This window comes from Bacillus sp. FSL K6-0138 (assembly GCF_037982765.1).
Lineage (GTDB): Bacteria > Bacillota > Bacilli > Bacillales > Bacillaceae > Bacillus > Bacillus glycinifermentans.
Map to the genome: position 1 here is coordinate 2,073,008 of NZ_CP150286.1, position 16,709 is coordinate 2,089,716.

Below are 16,709 nucleotides of genomic sequence, written 5' to 3' on the forward strand. Positions count from 1 at the left end.
GACAGAATTTTGCAAATCAAAGAACAGTTAAAACAGTTAAAACCTTATCAGCCAGGCAAGCCGATTGAAGAGGTCAAAAAGGAATTCAATCTCGATCAAGTCGTAAAGCTTGCTTCAAACGAAAATCCGTTCGGCTGTTCAGAAGCGGCCAAGGATGCTCTCCAGACTGAGGTTCAGCAAATGGCCCTTTATCCCGACGGCTACAGTGCGGCCTTGCGGACAAAGCTTGCAGGGCACCTTGGCGTAAGCGAGACAAACATCATCTTAGGAAACGGCACGGATGAAGTCATTCAAATCCTTTCCCGTTCTTTGTTGGACGCCGGCACAAACACGGTGATGGCGAACCCGACGTTTTCCCAATACAAGCACAATGCCGTTATCGAAGGTGCCCAAGTGCGGGAGGTGGACCTGCTTGAAGACGGCTGCCATGATCTCGATGCCATGCTTGGGGCGATCGATGACAAGACGAAAATCGTCTGGGTTTGCAGTCCGAATAACCCGACAGGAACATACGAACCGGAGCAGAAACTGATCGGTTTTCTTGAGAAGGTTCCTGAGCACGCCCTCGTCGTTGTCGATGAAGCTTACTATGAATATGTAACCGCGGAAGACTATCCTGAAACGATCCCGCTTTTGAAGCGCTTCCCGAACCTGATGATCCTCAGAACGTTTTCAAAAGCGTACGGCCTGGCCGCCTTAAGGGTCGGCTACGGTATCGCTTCAGAAGAGCTGGTACGCTCCATCGAGCCGGCGAGACAGCCGTTTAACACGAACCGGCTCGGCCAGGCTGCCGCACTTGCCGCGCTTGGCGATCAGGCGTTTATCGAAGAATGCGTCAGAAAAAACAGAGAAGGGCTTAAGCAGTACTACGATTTCTGTAATGAGCACGGGCTCGATTATTATCCTTCCCAGACCAACTTTGTGCTGATCGATCTGAAACGGGATGCAGACGAACTGTTTCAGGCATTGCTCGAAAAGGGCTATATCACGAGATCGGGAAATGCGCTCGGTTTTCCGGGGCATTTAAGAGTCTCCGTCGGCACAAAAGAGCAGAACGAAGGGTTTTTGAAAACATTGGCCGGTATATTGTAAGGGGTGATGCTGCATCACCTCTTTAGTCTATTGAACCAGGTGATAAAGATGACTCAACCGAATGAAACGATATTATTGGCCGGATTAGGCTTGATCGGCGGTTCCATTGCGCTCGCCATCAAAAAAGAGCATCCCGGAAAACGAATCATCGGGTTTGATGTGTCCAGAGAGCAGGTGAATGCTGCACAGAAGCTCGGCGTGATTGACGAGCCTGCTGCTTCGTTTTCGGAAGGCATTCAAAAAGCGTCGACGGTCTTTTTGGCCGCTCCTGTAGAGCAGACGCTTCATATGCTTGACGAGCTGGCCGCATCCGGCATGAAGAAAAAACTGTTAATAACCGACGTGGGCAGCACAAAACAAAAGGTTGTCGCCCACGCGGAAAACGTGCTGCCGAAAGAGTATGAATTTATCGGCGGACATCCGATGGCAGGCTCTCACAAATCAGGCGTGGCAGCCGCCAAAGAGCTATTATTCGAAAATGCATTCTATATTTTGACCCCGGCCCGTTCCGCTAAAAAAGAATCGGTCTGCTCTTTGAAAGAACTGCTGAAAGGGACGAATGCAAAGTTTGTGGAAATGTCTCCCGAGGAGCATGATGCCGTCACAAGCGTGATCAGCCATTTTCCCCACATCGTGGCAGCCAGCCTCGTGCACCAGACGGTTAAATTTGAGGACCAGTATCCGCTCGTCAAGCGATTTGCCGCTGGAGGATTCCGCGATATAACGAGGATTGCTTCAAGCAGTCCGGCGATGTGGCGGGATATTCTTTTGCACAATAAAGATAAAATTTTAGAACGGTTTGACGAATGGAAACTTGAGCTGGACAGGATCCGGACTTTTGTTGAAAATGAAGATGCAGACGGGCTGTTTGAATTTTTTCGGCAGGCAAAGGAATACCGCGATGGCCTTCCTTTACGGCAGAAAGGCGCGATTCCTTCTTTTTACGATCTTTATGTCGATGTCCCTGACCATCCGGGGGTCATCTCCGAAATTACGGCGATTCTCGCCGACGAACAAATCAGCATCACGAACATCCGGATTATCGAAACGCGGGAAGAGATAAACGGTGTTCTCAGAATCAGTTTTCAATCTGACCAAGATCGCAAACGCGCTGAAAAATGCATTCAAACCCGCGCGAAATATGAGACATTTTACGCTGATTGAGGTGGAAGCATGAAAAGAGGAAAAGTCAGTTCATTAAAAGGAGAGCTCCATATTCCGGGCGACAAATCGATCTCCCACAGATCGGTCATGTTCGGCGCCATTGCGGAAGGAAAAACGGTTATCCAAAACTTTCTGCCGGGGGCAGACTGCTTAAGCACGATCGACTGCTTCAAAAAAATGGGCGTTGAAATCGAACGGAACAACAGAGATGTTACGGTATACGGCAAAGGCTTAGATCGGCTGTCTGAGCCGGGCGAACTCCTCGATGTCGGAAATTCCGGAACGACGATCAGGCTGATGCTCGGCATTTTGGCGGGACGGCCGTTCCACAGCACAGTAGCGGGGGACGACAGCATTGCCAAACGGCCGATGAAGCGCGTAACCGATCCGCTTCGGCAAATGGGGGCGAAAATTGACGGCCGTGCCGGTGGAGAGTATACGCCGCTATCTGTCCGCGGCGGAAACCTTGCCGCGATCGATTTCCAATCGCCTGTTGCCAGCGCGCAAATCAAGTCGGCCGTTCTCCTTGCCGGTCTTCAGGCCGACGGGACAACGACCGTGACAGAGCCCCATAAATCGAGGGACCATACGGAACGGATGCTCTCAATGTTTGGCGTGAAGCTTGAGGAAAGCGATACATCCGTTTCGATTGCCGGGGGACAGACGTTAAAAGGAACGGATGTATTTGTCCCCGGGGATATTTCTTCAGCCGCATTTTTCCTTGCAGCCGGCTCCCTTGTGCCGGACAGCGAAATCGTTCTGAAAAATGTCGGTTTAAATCCGACCAGGACGGGAATCATCGATGTTCTTGAAAAAATGGGCGCAGATCTTGAAATCGAAGCAAAGGACACCGGAAGCGGAGAGCCGTACGGCGACTTGAAAATCAAGGCCGCATCCTTGAAGGCGACCGAAATTTCGGGGGATCTGATTCCGCGCCTCATCGATGAAATTCCGATCATCGCCCTTCTCGCGACACAGGCTGAAGGCACGACGGTGATAAAAGATGCCGCAGAGCTCAAAGTGAAGGAAACGAACCGCATCGATACCGTGGCATCGGAACTAAATAAACTCGGTGCGCGTATCGAGCCGACGGAAGACGGGATGAAGATTTACGGAAAAACGCCTTTGACCGGAGGTGCGCAAGTATCCAGCCACGGCGACCACCGCATCGGCATGATGCTCGGGATTGCCGCGTGCATCTGCGAAAATCCGATCGATATTGCCCGTCCGGAAGCCGTAAGCGTCTCATATCCGACGTTTTTTGAACATATTGAAAAGCTGGCCAAAAAAGCTTGAAGCCTTCTGTGCTTCAGGCTTTTTCGCCTTTCAAAAAAGGCCGCGAACATAAAACGAAGGCTTGCTGCATAGCTTGTCTTAAAGAATATTTCCGGGAACGGGATAAAGAAGAGCAACATATTTGCCGAAGCTGCCCGGGTGAATTATGATAATAACTAACTCAAGCAGTTTTGCCGGAGCAAAACGCCGGTGATGATTTGACGAAAGAAAGGGACGTTTAGATTTGAATACTTCGATCCAAGAAGCCATAAAATTAGTTGAAGCAGGCCAAACGGAAAGCGGATTGAAAAAACTTGCCGAAATCACGCCTGCCCTTCACGACGAAGACAAAGCGACTATTGCCCAGCTGTATTACGAATGGGGAATCGTCGACAAGGCCATTGCCATCGTCAGCGATTTGCACGAACTGTACCCGGAAGAATCTGAGCTGACCTGTTTTTATGCCGAGCTCCTCATCGAAACCGATCAGGAAGAGGAAGCGCTCCGTGTACTGGAGACGATTCCTGAAACAGATCAGGCATACGCGGAAAGCCTGCTTTTGATGGCTGACCTGTATCAGATGCAGGGGCTGTTTGAAGTCAGCGAACAGAAGCTGTTGAAAGCGAAATCCATCCTGCCTGATGAGCCGGTGATCGATTTTGCTTTGGGAGAGCTGTATTTCGCTCAGGGAGCCTACAAAAAAGCGGTTGCGCAATACAAAAAAGCAGCCGGTGAAAAGGCGGTTATCGGAGGAGTCGGCGTTTACCAGAGGCTCGCTGAGTCATTAAGCTCGTCAGGAGAATTTGAAGAAGCGCTGGAATGGTATGAAAAAGCCGTCCGGGAGAATCCGGAACCGAATACATTGTTTGGTTACGGTTTTACCGCTTTAAAAGCGGGGTACCCTAAAACTGCGATCAAACAATTGACAGAGCTTAAAGAGCTTGATCCGGCCTATTCCTCGCTCTACAAGCCTTTGGCCAACAGCTATGAAGAAGAAGGGCTTTATGAAGAGGCGTTTGAAACAGCGAAAGAAGGAATCCGCGTAGATGAGTTCAACAAAGAGCTGTATCTTTCTGCAGCAAAAGCAGCGTTAAAAACGAAAAGGCCGGCTGATGCGAAAGACCTGCTTCAGGAAGCGCTCGCCCTTGACCCTGGATATATCGAAGCCGTTCACACCCTTCTTGCCCTTTATCTTGAAGAAGAAGACTTTGAGAGTATCATTGATCTCGTAGAAGACGTTCGCAAATATGGTGAAGATGACCCAAAATTCACCTGGTTTCTTGCATCGGCGTACGCTGGAATCGAAGAATACGAAAAGGCGGGCCGGGAATTCGAAGCCGCATTTTCGAATTATCGGGAAGATGGAGATTTTCTGTATGAGTACGCGGTATTTTTGCTTGAAGAAGGAAAGCGGAAGGAAGCATTGCCGCTTTTGAAAAAAATCGTTGCACTCGATCCCGCAAATGAGGAAGTCCATGAGATGATTTTCAGAATCGAAGATGAAAATTCCTTTGAATAAGCAGGATATGATCGGTTTGTGTGGAATTAATAAAGTAGTACACAAGATGCGATAGAGGAGGGAATAACATGCAGACCCCTGTTTCTGTCAATGAAAAAAAAGATTTTATCCGCTGGTTTTTAAACCACTATCAGCTCAAACGAAGAGAGTGTGTATGGATTCTGAATTATTTAATGAGCCATGACTCGTTAATGGAGAAAGTACATTTTGTCGAGCAGGCCGAATTTTGCCCGAGAGGCATTATCATGTCCACCCACTGCGTCGAAGAAGTGCCTTTTCGTTTTTATAAAGAAAACGTCATGACGACAGATGCAGAGAAATCGTTTCACGATATCCGGCTGAATAAGCAGCAGGATCTGTTCATCCAGCTGAATTTCCGCTCTGCCTATAATTCGCCGGAATACGCGGCCGTACTGGAGGCCAACCCTCATATTCCGAAAGACCTATACGAAAATGAAAAAGATAAAATAGTCGCCGAGCAGATTTTGGAGCACTCCATTTCGACTTTTCAGAGACAAAAACTGCTGCGGGAAATAGACGAAGCGCTTGACCGCCAAGATAAAGAGAGCTTCGAAAAATTAGCAAAACAACTGAGCCAGCTGCAATAGCCCCGCCGCTAACAAGCCTTGCCAACGCAAGGCTTGTTCAGCGAGGGAAGCGCTGTCATAAAAGGAGGATATCCCGAGTGAAATGGAATGCACATGATGCAGATGTTTATCTGAACGCCAAGGAGTACATCGATACCGCGGTCATTCCGCTGATTTCGGTCGATCTGGGGGAGCAGTTTAAATCAGCCGTCTCAAAAGGGGAATTTACATCGATGCTCGCTGAGGAGCTTGAGAGGCAGCTGAAGGGCCGCATCTATCTGTTTCCGCCTTATACATATTTGCAGGCTGATGAAAAATCGGCACGGGATCTTGGCGATCTGAAAGAAATGGCCGAAAAGCACTTTCGGCACACCATTTTTCTGACGGCTGACGAGCGCTGGAAGCATGCGCTCAGCGATGAGCAAAGGCTGCTCTGGATTCCGGCTGTGCCCCTTGAACATATGAAAGACTCGCTGAAACAAAAGGTTTTTGATGACCAAATTGAGCAAATATTGAACATTTTGTTACAATATTGGAACTCTTGATAAAAACACTTACATTTCCTCAGATTAGTTATTTTGGGAATGTTGACCTTCCTAAAAGATTGATATATTATGAGGGTGTCCTAGTTTCATTGAATATTTTTCTATTTCAGTTATATTGTAGCTGGGGACTTGAGGGGGGATATGAAGATGAGCGAAAACAGACATCGGGTATCCAGACGTCAATTTTTAAACTACACGCTGACCGGGGTCGGCGGTTTTATGGCGGCGGGAATGCTCATGCCTATGGTTCGCTTCGCGCTCGATCCGGTTTTAAGACCGACTGAGGATCAGGACATGGTTCAGGTTGTAAGCGTTGACGAGCTGACAAACGAACCGCAGCGCTTCGACTTCAAGATCAAACAAGTGGATGCCTGGTACGAATCTGAAGAATCGCGGTCGGCGTGGGTTTTCAAACATGGGGGAGAAATCATAGCTTTATCACCGGTTTGTAAGCATTTGGGGTGCACGGTCAACTGGAACAGCGATCCAAAAAATCCAAACAAGTTTTTTTGTCCGTGCCATTACGGACTTTATGAAAAGGATGGTACCAATGTACCCGGAACTCCGCCGCTTGCTCCTTTAGACCGATATGAGCAAGAGGTTAAAAACGGCTATCTTTACTTAGGGAAAGCCAAGCCGAGGAAGGATGGGTGATCATGCTAAACAAAATTTATGACTGGGTGGATGAAAGGCTTGATATCACACCGCTCTGGAGAGATATTGCCGATCACGAAGTTCCTGAACACGTCAATCCGGCGCACCATTTTTCAGCATTCGTCTATTGCTTTGGGGGATTGACGTTTTTTGTAACGGTCATTCAGGTGCTTTCCGGCATGTTTTTAACGATGTATTATGTCCCGGACATAAAAAATGCCTGGGAATCGGTTTACTATTTGCAAAATGAAGTAGCTTTCGGACAAATTGTACGGGGAATGCACCACTGGGGGGCAAGCCTGGTCATCGTCATGATGTTTCTTCATACGCTGAGGGTTTTCTTTCAGGGGGCGTATAAAAAGCCGAGGGAGCTGAACTGGATCGTCGGCGTGCTCATTTTCTTTGTCATGCTCGGCTTAGGTTTTACAGGCTACCTGCTGCCATGGGATATGAAGGCTCTGTTTGCGACAAAAGTAGGTCTGCAGATCGCGGAGGCGACGCCGCTGATCGGGCCGGAAATCAAAACGCTGCTCGCCGGTCATCCGGATATCGTCGGCGCCCAGACGTTGACGCGATTTTTTGCCATACACGTCTTTTTCCTGCCAGCCGCTCTATTTGCGCTTATGGCTGCACACTTTATCATGATTCGCAAGCAAGGAATTTCCGGGCCGCTGTAAACGAGTGATGAAAAGAAAGAAGGAGGGGATGGCATGAAAAGGGGAAAAGGAATGAAGTTTGTCGGAGATTCGAGAATACCGGCGGAAAGAAAACCGAATATTCCAAAAGATTATTCGGAATTTCCGGGGAAAACGGAAGCGTTCTGGCCGAACTTTTTGCTTAAAGAGTGGCTTGTAGGAGCGGTTTTTCTGATCGGTTTTCTCGTATTGACCGTCGTTCATGAGCCTCCTCTTGAACGGATGGCCGATCCGACGGATACCGGTTACATACCTTTACCGGACTGGTACTTTCTATTTTTGTACCAATTGCTTAAATACGAATATGCCGCCGGGCCGTATACGGTGGTCGGAGCAATCGTCATACCGGCGATTGCGTTCGGGGCGCTTCTGCTGGCACCGTTTATCGACAGGGGGCCTGACAGAAGACCGTTTAAGCGTCCCGTTGCTGTCGGGCTGATGCTTTTGGCGCTGTCAGCCACGGTTTTCTTGACATGGCAGTCCGTCGTCACACACGATTGGGCCGCTGCCGAAGAACAAGGGAAAATCAAAGAAGAGGCTGACATTGACAAGAGCGCTGCGGGCTACAAGGTCTACCAGGAACAAGGCTGTATTTCTTGCCACGGCGATAACATGCAGGGCGGGGCAGCAGGACCGTCTCTCGTTGACAACGGTTTATCTCCTGAAGAGATTGCGAAAATCGCCAAGGAAGGCAAGGGGCAAATGCCGGCCGGCGTGTTTAAGGGTAATGATAAGCAGCTGAAAGAGCTGTCCAAATTCATATCTGAAACGACTGCAAAGTAAATGTTGTCAAGATTCAAAAGGAAAGATATACTCATGATAGAGCTGAAGCTGACGTTAGGTCAGCGTTCGAGGCTGTCGAAAAAATTCGGCAGCCTCTTCAAATTGCAGCGGGTCTATACTCCGAGAGCGTGAACACGCCCATGTGTTCCAGGCGGAGGACCCAAGCGGCAGCCCTTTTTATTTTAAAAGACTGTGAGTTGATAGAAGTGAAATGGATTCTTTACATGCTCGGGCAAAGATCGGTACTCGTCCTGCTATTGGCCGTCAACTTTCTCGGCACTGTCTACGGATATTATTGGTACCTTCCCCAGCTGGTGGACACCCCGGCAAAGTTTCTGATCTTTGTTCCCGACAGCCCGACGGCCACCTTGTTTTTTTTATTTGTCCTTTTGGGCTTTCTTTTAAAAAGGAATGCGTCCCTGTTTGAAGCGCTTGCTCTCGTTACGCTCGTTAAATACGGGCTGTGGGCGGTCGTCATGAATATACTCGTGCTTGTAACGACGGGAAGCCTTCATTGGACGGGGTATATGCTGATCGCATCGCATTTTGCCATGGCTGTGCAAGGCATTTTGTATGCGCCGTATTACCGGTTTAAAGCTTGGCACTTGGCGGCGGCTGCGGTTTGGACGCTCCATAATGATGTGATCGATTACCTGTTTAAGATGATGCCGAATTATTCAATGCTTGATCAATACATGCCGCAAATCGGCTATTTTACGTTTTGGCTGAGCATCGCTTCGATCGGATTGGCGTATTATCTTGTCCTGTCTAAGAAAGCTTTCAAGCTGTAGGCTTTGGATAACAATCTTGGTCTAACCTTGTCCCTCTCTTCATACGCTGTAATAGAAGGAGTGGGAGGGACCGTAAATGATACGAAAGGTGATCCTTTGCATGCTGATTGCGCTCGTTTTTCCTGCCTGCGGTTTGAAAGCGGGCGGTGATCCGAAAGCATTGCAGGAATTGAACGAACTGTCCGATACCGTATTCCAATTAACAAGGCAGACGCAATATGAAGAGGCTGTCCAGATTCTCCAATATTTTGAAGACAGGCTGAAGGCTGCGGAGAAAAGCGAAGCGGAAGGCGTGATGACCGCAACAGAGGTCCGCCAGGTTACGCTGGCATATCATGATGTGCTGAAAAGCCTTGAAGACAAAGAGACGGAGCAAACAGACAAGCTTAAAGCAGCGGCTCAGTTCAGGATGCTGATGGATGCGTTGGAGTCCGACCATGACCCGCTTTGGAGTTCGCTGAAAAAGCCGATCATGGATTCGTTTCAGGCGCTGAAAGCCGGTATTCAAAAGGAAGACGGCCTGACGTTTCAGGAAAAATGGAATCATTTCTTATCATTGTATGATACGATTTATCCAAGCTTAACGATTGATGTCCCGCCAAAACAACTCAAAAGCGTCTCAAACCATATCGATGTCGTCGAGCACGGCGATTTTCAGCAAATGACGGAAAGCAGCAAGCTCGAAAGGCTGAATGCGCTGGAAAAAGATTTGGAAGACGTATTTAATCAAGTGGAGGAAGATGACGCAGATCCCTCCTTGTTGTGGGTCATCCTGACAACTGGAAGCATCATCCTTTCTACGCTGACATACGTCGGTTTCAGGAAGTATAAAGCCGAAGGGGACAGGCGCAAAAAAAGGGAAAAGGATTGGCCGAAATAGAAGCTCTGCAGCCCGCAGGCTTCTTTTTGTTTGATGGTTCAGCGGGAAATGGGATTTTTGTTTTCGTCAAGCGTAAATCCTTCACCCAATACATCGTGAACATCGCTTACCGCAACAAATGCATGGGGGTCGACGGATGTGATCACATTTTTTAAAAGGACCACTTCATTTTTCGGGACGACGCAATATAACACATCGCGCTCCGCTTTCGTATAGGACCCCTGGCCTTTTAAAACCGTGACTCCGCGTTCCATTTCTTCGATTATTTTTTGCTGGATCTGCTCGTTCTTTTCGGAAATGATGGTCGCTCCTTTTGCAGCGTACCCGCCTTCCTGCATGAAGTCAATCACTTTTGAGGCAACAAATACGGCGACGAGCGTGTACATCGCTTCTTTATAGGAAAGGTAAAAAATAAGCGAAAGCGTAATGACGCAGGCGTCAAATACAAACATGACTTTGCCCATGGGTGTATGGAAATATTTATTGACGAGTCGGACGATGATATCAACGCCGCCTGTCGTACCTCCGTATCTAAAAATGATTCCGAGCCCGGTGCCGATAAAAACGCCGGCAAACAGCGCTGCAAGCGCAAGATCGTGCTTCAGCGGCATATGGATCTGGAAGCGCTGGAAAATCCATAAAAACACGGACAGGCTGACGGTTCCGATGATCGAATACGCAAAAACCGTTCTTCCGAGCAGCCTCCAGCCGATGATAAAGACCGGAATGTTTAATACCAGATTGGAAATGGAAGGATCGATCTTAAACAGGAAATACAGGAGCAGGGTGATTCCGGTAAAACCGCCTTCCGACAAATTGTTTTGCATATTAAAATGAACAAGTCCAAACGAAAAGACAGCGGCGCCCGCCAAGATAAACAAAACATTTTTCATTCTGATCTCTCCGAACATAAAAATCCCCTTTCCTTCCATAAGCTGGCGTTAATATTATAGTGTATCCCATTTAAAACAGCAAACCCGTCTCAAACATTTGTCAAACTTGTTTGAATTCGCTAACATGTAAGAGATGACAGGAGGTTTTGCCAAATGACTCAGGAAAAAACGGTGAAAGATATACAGCGCGAGGTTGATGAATATATCGGCCAATTTAAAGAAGGCTATTTCAGCCCGCTTGCGATGATGACCAGGCTGACGGAGGAACTCGGCGAACTGGCGCGGGAAATCAATCATCATTACGGGGAAAAGCCGAAGAAAAAAACCGAAGCCGAAAAAAAGATCGAAGAGGAAATCGGCGACGTTTTATTTGTTTTAGTTTGTTTAGCCAATTCACTTCATATATCATTAGATGAAGCGCATGATATGGTCATGGAGAAATTCAACACCCGTGACAAAGACCGCTGGACAAGAAAAGAAGAAGGAAAGTAGAGGAGATTCACATGCCAAAAGAAACGATCAAAATTGCCATAGCCGGCCCCCGCGGAAGAATGGGGACGGAAGCGGTCAAGCTTGTCGAGGATACCGCTCACTTTGAACTCGTCGGGGCGATTGACCGTACATATAACGGGAAGAAGCTGTCTGAAGTTATGCAGTGCCGCTCAAATGCGGTGATTTATACGGACATACACGAATGCTTTTCAGAAACGGCTCCGGACGTGCTGATTGATTTGACAACGCCTGAAATCGGTAAATTACATACGAAAATCGCCTTGGAGCACGGAGTCCGTCCGGTTGTCGGGACGACGGGATTCTCAGAAAGCGATCTCGATGAACTGATGCAGCTCACAGACGAAAAAGGAATCGGCGCAATCATTGCGCCAAACTTTGCGTTGGGAGCCGTCCTGATGATGAAATTTTCGCAGATGGCGGCCAACTATTTTACCGATGTGGAAATCATTGAACAGCATCATGATCAAAAGCTTGACGCCCCGAGCGGCACAGCGTTGAAAACAGCGGAAATGATCTCGGCCGTCCGGGAAGCAAAACAGCAGGGGCACCCTGACGAAAAAGAGATTTTGCCGGGAGCAAGAGGAGCAGAACAAAACGGAATCCGCCTGCACAGCGTCCGCTTGCCGGGATTGATTGCCCATCAGGAAGTGCTGTTCGGCGGAGACGGACAAACGCTGAAAATCCGTCATGATTCATATAACCGTGCATCTTTCATGTCAGGTGTGAAACTGGCTGTTGAACAAGTGATGAAAATCGATCAGCTTGTCTACGGTCTTGAAAATATCATCGATTAATGACAAAAGGGGGAAATCGCTTTGAAAATCGCTTTAATCGCCCATGACCGTAAAAAACAGGATATGATTCAGCTTGTGACGGCGTATCAAAACATTTTAAAAAAGCACGAACTGTTTGCGACGGGGACGACCGGATTGAAAATCTCGGAAGCAACCGGCCTGTCCATCGTCCGCTTTCAATCGGGGCCGCTCGGCGGGGATCAGCAGATCGGCGCGCTGATTGCGAAAAACGAAATCGACCTTGTCATCTTTTTAAGAGATCCGCTGACGGCTCAGCCGCATGAACCTGACGTTTCCGCATTGATCCGCTTGTCTGATGTCTACTCAATCCCGCTTGCGACCAATATGGGGACTGCGGAGATTTTGATCCGCTCGCTTGAAAAAGGCGCCTTTGAATTTAGAAATCTCGTTCACGGCGGGGATCGTGATGCTTGATATACTTGCTTTTGGCGCGCATAGCGATGATGTGGAAATCGGCATGGGAGGAACCATTGCGAAATACGCGGAAAAAGGGTTCCGGATCGGCATTTGCGATTTAACAAGGGCTGAACTGTCTTCGAACGGAACGGTCGAAACGAGAAAAAGCGAAGCGGCGCTGGCGGCGGACATTTTAGGCGTCAGCCCGCGCATCTCCCTCTCGCTCCCGGACCGCGGACTGTTTTTGAACGACGAGGCGATCCGGGAAGCTGTAACCGTCATTCGGGCGTATAAGCCGAAGCTCGTGTTTGTACCTTATCAAAAAGATCGGCACCCGGATCACGGACATGCGGCGGAAATCGTCGAAGAGGCGGTTTTTTCCGCCGGAATACATAAATATCAAGATGGAAACAATCAGCCGGCTCATAAAGTGCAAAATATGTATTACTATATGATAAACGGCTTTCATAAACCTGAATTTGTAATCGATATTTCCGATACGATGGAAAAGAAAATAGCGAGTCTCAGAGCATACAGGAGCCAGTTTACCCGGTCTGGGCAATCGGTGGAAACGCCGCTGACGAACGGGTATATCGAGACTGTTGAAGCGCGGGAAAAACTTCTCGGAAAAGAAGCAGGCGTCGCATATGCGGAAGGATTTTTTTCGAAGCGGACGCTTGTGTTAAACAACGATTTATTTGGGGGCGGATGATGAAAAAACTAAAAATCGGAATCACGTGTTATCCGAGTGTCGGCGGATCGGGAATCATCGCGACCGAACTCGGCAAGCTGCTCGCGGAAAGAGGGCATGAAATTCATTTTATTACGTCAAGTGTCCCGTACAGACTGAATAAAGTATATTCCAACATTTATTTTCACGAGGTGCAAGTCAATCAATATGCCGTGTTTAAGTATCCGCCTTATGATTTGGCATTGGCCAGCAAAATGGCGGAAGTGGCAAAGCGGGAGCAGCTCGATATTTTGCATGCCCACTACGCTGTCCCGCATGCGGTTTCGGCTTTTTTAGCCAAGCAGATGCTGGGCGGAAACATCAAAACGGTCACCACGCTTCATGGCACCGATATTACGGTGCTCGGGTATGACCCGTCATTACAGGACTTGATCAAATTCGCCATTGAATCGTCGGACCGCGTGACGGCTGTATCATCCGCGCTTGCGTCTCAGACGTATGATTTGATCAAACCGGATAAGAAAATAGAAACGATCTACAATTTTGTTGATGAGCGGGTTTACATAAAGCACGATCATCATGCATTAAAAGAGCAGTACGGCATTTCGCCTGATGAAAAAGTGATCATCCATGTATCGAATTTCAGACAAGTCAAACGCGTGCAGGATGTCATTCATGTATTCAGCCGAATCGTCAAGCGGATGAAAGCAAAGCTCCTTCTCGTCGGTGACGGCCCGGAAATGACCGTCATCTGCCAGCTTGTCAGACAGCTTGGCTTAGGGGACGATGTACTCTTCTTAGGCAAGCAGGACAACGTAGAGGAGCTATACGCGATCAGCGATTTGAAACTCCTTTTATCGGAAAAGGAAAGCTTCGGCCTTGTTCTTCTTGAAGCGATGGCCTGCGGCGTTCCTTGCATCGGAACGAACATCGGAGGCATCCCGGAAGTGATAGAAGACGGAGTTTCCGGTTTTTTGGTCAATATAGGCGACGTCGATGCTGCGGGCGAAAAAGCGCTCCGTTTGTTAACGGATGACGCTTTGCATTCGAGCTTTGCGGAAGCGGCGCTGAGAAACATCAGGGACCGGTTTTCTTCCTGCAGTATCATCGGCCAGTATGAGGATATTTACAATCAATTAATAGAACTGGAAGTGTGAGCGATGGAGGATCTCTTTGTAAAGGCTCTCCCCCTCCTTCATGAGCTGAAAAAACATGGCTGGCAGGCTTATTTCGTCGGCGGGGCCGTCAGGGATACACACATGAATCGTCCGGTCGGGGACGTCGATATCGCAACAGATGCGCCGCCGGAGGAAATCGAAAACATTTTTCCGAAAACGATCGATGTCGGAAAAGAGCACGGAACGATCATCGTTTTGCTGAATGGAGAATCTTATGAAGTGACGACATTTCGTTCCGAACTCGAATACGAGGATTACAGAAGGCCGAGCGGTGTTCAATTTATCAAATCTCTCAAGGAAGACCTCAAACGCCGCGACTTAACGATCAACGCCATGGCGATGGATGAAAGCGGCAGGCTGATCGATTATTTCGGCGGTCTTTCTGATATAAAAGAAAAGGTCATTCAGACGGTCGGAGACCCTGCGGAGCGCTTTCACGAAGACGCGCTCCGCATGCTGCGGGCCCTCCGGTTTATGAGCCAGCTCGAATTTACGCTTTCGGAAAAGACAAAAGCGGCGATTTGTGAAAACAGTCATCTGCTGGCGCATATTTCAACAGAGCGAAAAACGGCAGAATTTGAAAAGCTGTTGAAAGGAAAAGCGGCTGGCCCGGCGCTTGCCGCGGCGGCCGACACAGGCCTGTACAAAGAGCTGCCCGGATTGGACGGAAAACCGGAAGAGGTCCGGTCTGCCGGCGTTTTTCCTTTTTATAAGCTGGAAAAAAGAGCGGACATCTGGGCGGCTTTCCTCTCTATGATGTCGATTGACGATGCCCGATCCCACGCTTTTTTGAAAGCGTGGAAGCTTCCGGGCAAAGTCATCAAGCAGGCAGCGGAAGTCGGGAGCCGCATCAATCAAAAATGGGACAGGCTTTCCATGTATGAGGCCGGTGAAGAGACGCTTCTTTCGGCGTGCATGATTCATATGCTGAAGAAGACGGGGCAAATCGATGAACGGCGTTTGGCCGAAATACGGCAGGCTTATTCTGAGCTTCCGATCAAAAGCTTGAAAGACCTCGCCGTTACGGGCGGGGACCTTCTCCAAATGAGAAACAAGCCGCCGGGCAAATGGGTTTCCGAAGATTTAAAACGGATTGAACACGCCGTTTTAGTGGGGGAGCTCGCCAATCAAAAAAAAGCCATAGAGGAGTGGCTGAACGAATGCAATCAAACTTAAGAAAAAAACTCATTCAATTGTTTACCGAGGCTGACGGGGAATTCATCTCAGGACAGAAAATCAGCGAAGAGCTCGGATGCTCCAGAACGGCGGTCTGGAAGCATATTGAGGAACTGAGAAAATCGGGTTATGAGCTTGAAGCCGTCAGAAAGCTCGGCTATAAAATGAAAAAAAAACCGGATAAGATCACTGAAAATGAAATCAGGCTCGGATTAAAAACGGAAAAAATGGGTCAAATGATTTATTTTCAGGATGTCGTGTCATCGACGCAAAAAGTCGCCCATGAACTGGCGAATAACGGTGCGCCGGAAGGGACGATCGTCGTAGCCGATAAGCAGACGGAAGGAAGGGGGAGAATGTCGAGAGCGTGGCACTCTCCTGAAGGAAACGGAATCTGGATGAGCCTCATTTTGCGGCCGGAGATTCCCGTCCAAAAAACGCCGCAATTGACCCTTTTGACCGCCGTGGCGATCGTCCAGGCAATCGAGGAGCAAACAGGGATCGCCGCGGAAATTAAATGGCCGAACGACATTTTAATCAACGGCAAAAAAGCGGTCGGGATCTTAACCGAATTGCAGGCGGAAGCCGACCAGGTCCATTCCGTCATCGTCGGTACGGGCATTAACGTCAATCAGCTTGCTGACGATTTTCCAAACGAGCTAAAGGAGACGGCCACAAGCCTTCGCTTGGCGAGCGGCGAAAAAATCGACAGGGCGGCTCTTATTCAGACGATCTTGTTAACCTTTGAAAAAAGGTACCGCGAGTACATCACGCACGGGTTCCGGCCGATCAAGCTTTTATGGGAAAGCTATGCGCTGACTCTCTATCGCGAATTGACCGCGCGGACGCTTTCCGGAACGTTCCGGGGCAAAGCGCTCGGAATCGATGACGAAGGCGTGCTGCTCCTGGAAACGGGCGACGGAATCAAAAAAATCTATTCCGCAGATATCGAAATTAGTCCGTCATAGTTGGAACGGACGCGGCGTTTTTGGTATACTTCGATTGGGCAGTATCCGTTGGAACTGCACCTGAAAACGAAGTTTTATAAATAAACAGTCTGCC

General features: G+C 48.6%; 19 protein-coding genes. 18 read left to right on the forward strand and 1 reads right to left on the reverse strand.

Annotated features, from left to right (window positions below):
* The first annotated feature begins 9 nt into the window (after positions 1-9).
* The 11 genes from hisC to ypjB all read left to right on the forward strand — a co-directional run bounded on the left by hisC (position 10) and on the right by ypjB (position 9,985).
* Complete coding sequence (gene hisC / locus MHB78_RS10955) at positions 10-1,092, forward strand: histidinol-phosphate transaminase (RefSeq protein ID WP_046129886.1); 1,083 nt, start codon at positions 10-12, stop codon at positions 1,090-1,092.
* Between the two features lie 48 nt (positions 1,093-1,140).
* Positions 1,141-2,256 carry a prephenate dehydrogenase gene (locus MHB78_RS10960; RefSeq protein WP_046129887.1) on the forward strand — a complete coding sequence of 372 codons (1,116 nt, stop codon included), beginning with the start codon at positions 1,141-1,143 and terminating at the stop codon, positions 2,254-2,256.
* A 9-nt stretch (positions 2,257-2,265) separates the two neighbouring features.
* The gene (gene aroA, locus MHB78_RS10965) at positions 2,266-3,552 is read left to right on the forward strand and encodes a 3-phosphoshikimate 1-carboxyvinyltransferase (RefSeq protein ID WP_046129888.1); all 1,287 of its coding nucleotides are present in this window, start codon (positions 2,266-2,268) and stop codon (positions 3,550-3,552) included.
* 223 nt (positions 3,553-3,775) lie between these two features.
* Positions 3,776-5,050 (forward strand): tetratricopeptide repeat protein, encoded by a 1,275-nt coding sequence (locus tag MHB78_RS10970; RefSeq protein WP_046129889.1) that lies wholly within the window; start codon positions 3,776-3,778, stop codon positions 5,048-5,050.
* A 68-nt stretch (positions 5,051-5,118) separates the two neighbouring features.
* Positions 5,119-5,658 (forward strand): ReoY family proteolytic degradation factor, encoded by a 540-nt coding sequence (locus tag MHB78_RS10975; protein ID WP_046129890.1) that lies wholly within the window; start codon positions 5,119-5,121, stop codon positions 5,656-5,658.
* A 77-nt stretch (positions 5,659-5,735) separates the two neighbouring features.
* Entirely contained in the window at positions 5,736-6,182 is a 447-nt protein-coding gene (locus tag MHB78_RS10980; RefSeq protein WP_046129891.1) for a YpiF family protein, read from the forward strand.
* 147 nt (positions 6,183-6,329) lie between these two features.
* Positions 6,330-6,836 (forward strand): ubiquinol-cytochrome c reductase iron-sulfur subunit, encoded by a 507-nt coding sequence (locus MHB78_RS10985; RefSeq protein WP_046129892.1) that lies wholly within the window; start codon positions 6,330-6,332, stop codon positions 6,834-6,836.
* A gap of 2 nt (positions 6,837-6,838) precedes the next feature.
* The gene (gene qcrB, locus MHB78_RS10990) at positions 6,839-7,513 is read left to right on the forward strand and encodes a menaquinol-cytochrome c reductase cytochrome b subunit (RefSeq protein ID WP_046129893.1); all 675 of its coding nucleotides are present in this window, start codon (positions 6,839-6,841) and stop codon (positions 7,511-7,513) included.
* A gap of 33 nt (positions 7,514-7,546) precedes the next feature.
* A complete protein-coding gene (locus MHB78_RS10995; protein ID WP_046129894.1) occupies positions 7,547-8,314 on the forward strand; it encodes a menaquinol-cytochrome c reductase cytochrome b/c subunit in 768 nt (255 codons plus the stop codon).
* 206 nt (positions 8,315-8,520) lie between these two features.
* Positions 8,521-9,105 (forward strand): DUF1405 domain-containing protein, encoded by a 585-nt coding sequence (locus MHB78_RS11000; RefSeq protein ID WP_046129922.1) that lies wholly within the window; start codon positions 8,521-8,523, stop codon positions 9,103-9,105.
* Between the two features lie 76 nt (positions 9,106-9,181).
* Positions 9,182-9,985 carry a sporulation protein YpjB gene (ypjB, locus tag MHB78_RS11005; protein ID WP_046129895.1) on the forward strand — a complete coding sequence of 268 codons (804 nt, stop codon included), beginning with the start codon at positions 9,182-9,184 and terminating at the stop codon, positions 9,983-9,985.
* A 38-nt stretch (positions 9,986-10,023) separates the two neighbouring features.
* Here ypjB and MHB78_RS11010 read toward each other — a convergent pair whose 3' ends face one another.
* Positions 10,024-10,896 carry a YitT family protein gene (locus MHB78_RS11010; protein ID WP_046129896.1) on the reverse strand — a complete coding sequence of 291 codons (873 nt, stop codon included), beginning with the start codon at positions 10,894-10,896 and terminating at the stop codon, positions 10,024-10,026.
* Positions 10,897-11,031: 135 nt separating this feature from the next.
* Between MHB78_RS11010 and MHB78_RS11015 the strand changes: the two genes are divergently transcribed.
* Genes MHB78_RS11015 through MHB78_RS11045 form a run of 7 tightly spaced genes read left to right on the forward strand, consistent with a single transcriptional unit; the run spans position 11,032 to position 16,615 of the window.
* The gene (locus tag MHB78_RS11015) at positions 11,032-11,370 is read left to right on the forward strand and encodes a nucleotide pyrophosphohydrolase (protein WP_046129897.1); all 339 of its coding nucleotides are present in this window, start codon (positions 11,032-11,034) and stop codon (positions 11,368-11,370) included.
* An 11-nt stretch (positions 11,371-11,381) separates the two neighbouring features.
* Positions 11,382-12,185: a 4-hydroxy-tetrahydrodipicolinate reductase gene (gene dapB, locus MHB78_RS11020; protein WP_046129898.1), complete on the forward strand. Its 804-nt coding sequence runs from the start codon at positions 11,382-11,384 to the stop codon at positions 12,183-12,185.
* A gap of 21 nt (positions 12,186-12,206) precedes the next feature.
* Positions 12,207-12,620, forward strand: a complete 414-nt coding sequence (mgsA, locus tag MHB78_RS11025) for a methylglyoxal synthase (protein ID WP_046129899.1) — start codon at positions 12,207-12,209, stop codon at positions 12,618-12,620.
* The gene (bshB1, locus tag MHB78_RS11030) at positions 12,607-13,314 is read left to right on the forward strand and encodes a bacillithiol biosynthesis deacetylase BshB1 (protein ID WP_231947496.1); all 708 of its coding nucleotides are present in this window, start codon (positions 12,607-12,609) and stop codon (positions 13,312-13,314) included. The genes mgsA and bshB1 overlap by 14 nt, the downstream gene beginning before the upstream one ends.
* A complete protein-coding gene (gene bshA, locus MHB78_RS11035; RefSeq protein WP_046129901.1) occupies positions 13,314-14,450 on the forward strand; it encodes an N-acetyl-alpha-D-glucosaminyl L-malate synthase BshA in 1,137 nt (378 codons plus the stop codon). The genes bshB1 and bshA overlap by 1 nt, the downstream gene beginning before the upstream one ends.
* Before the next feature lie 3 nt (positions 14,451-14,453).
* On the forward strand, positions 14,454-15,647 hold the full coding sequence (locus tag MHB78_RS11040) for a CCA tRNA nucleotidyltransferase (RefSeq protein ID WP_046129902.1): 1,194 nt from the start codon (positions 14,454-14,456) through the stop codon (positions 15,645-15,647).
* Positions 15,632-16,615, forward strand: coding sequence for a bifunctional biotin--[acetyl-CoA-carboxylase] synthetase/biotin operon repressor (locus tag MHB78_RS11045; protein WP_046129903.1), 984 nt, complete (start codon positions 15,632-15,634; stop codon positions 16,613-16,615). Before MHB78_RS11040 ends, MHB78_RS11045 begins: the two co-directional genes overlap by 16 nt.
* The last annotated feature ends 94 nt before the right edge of the window (positions 16,616-16,709 follow it).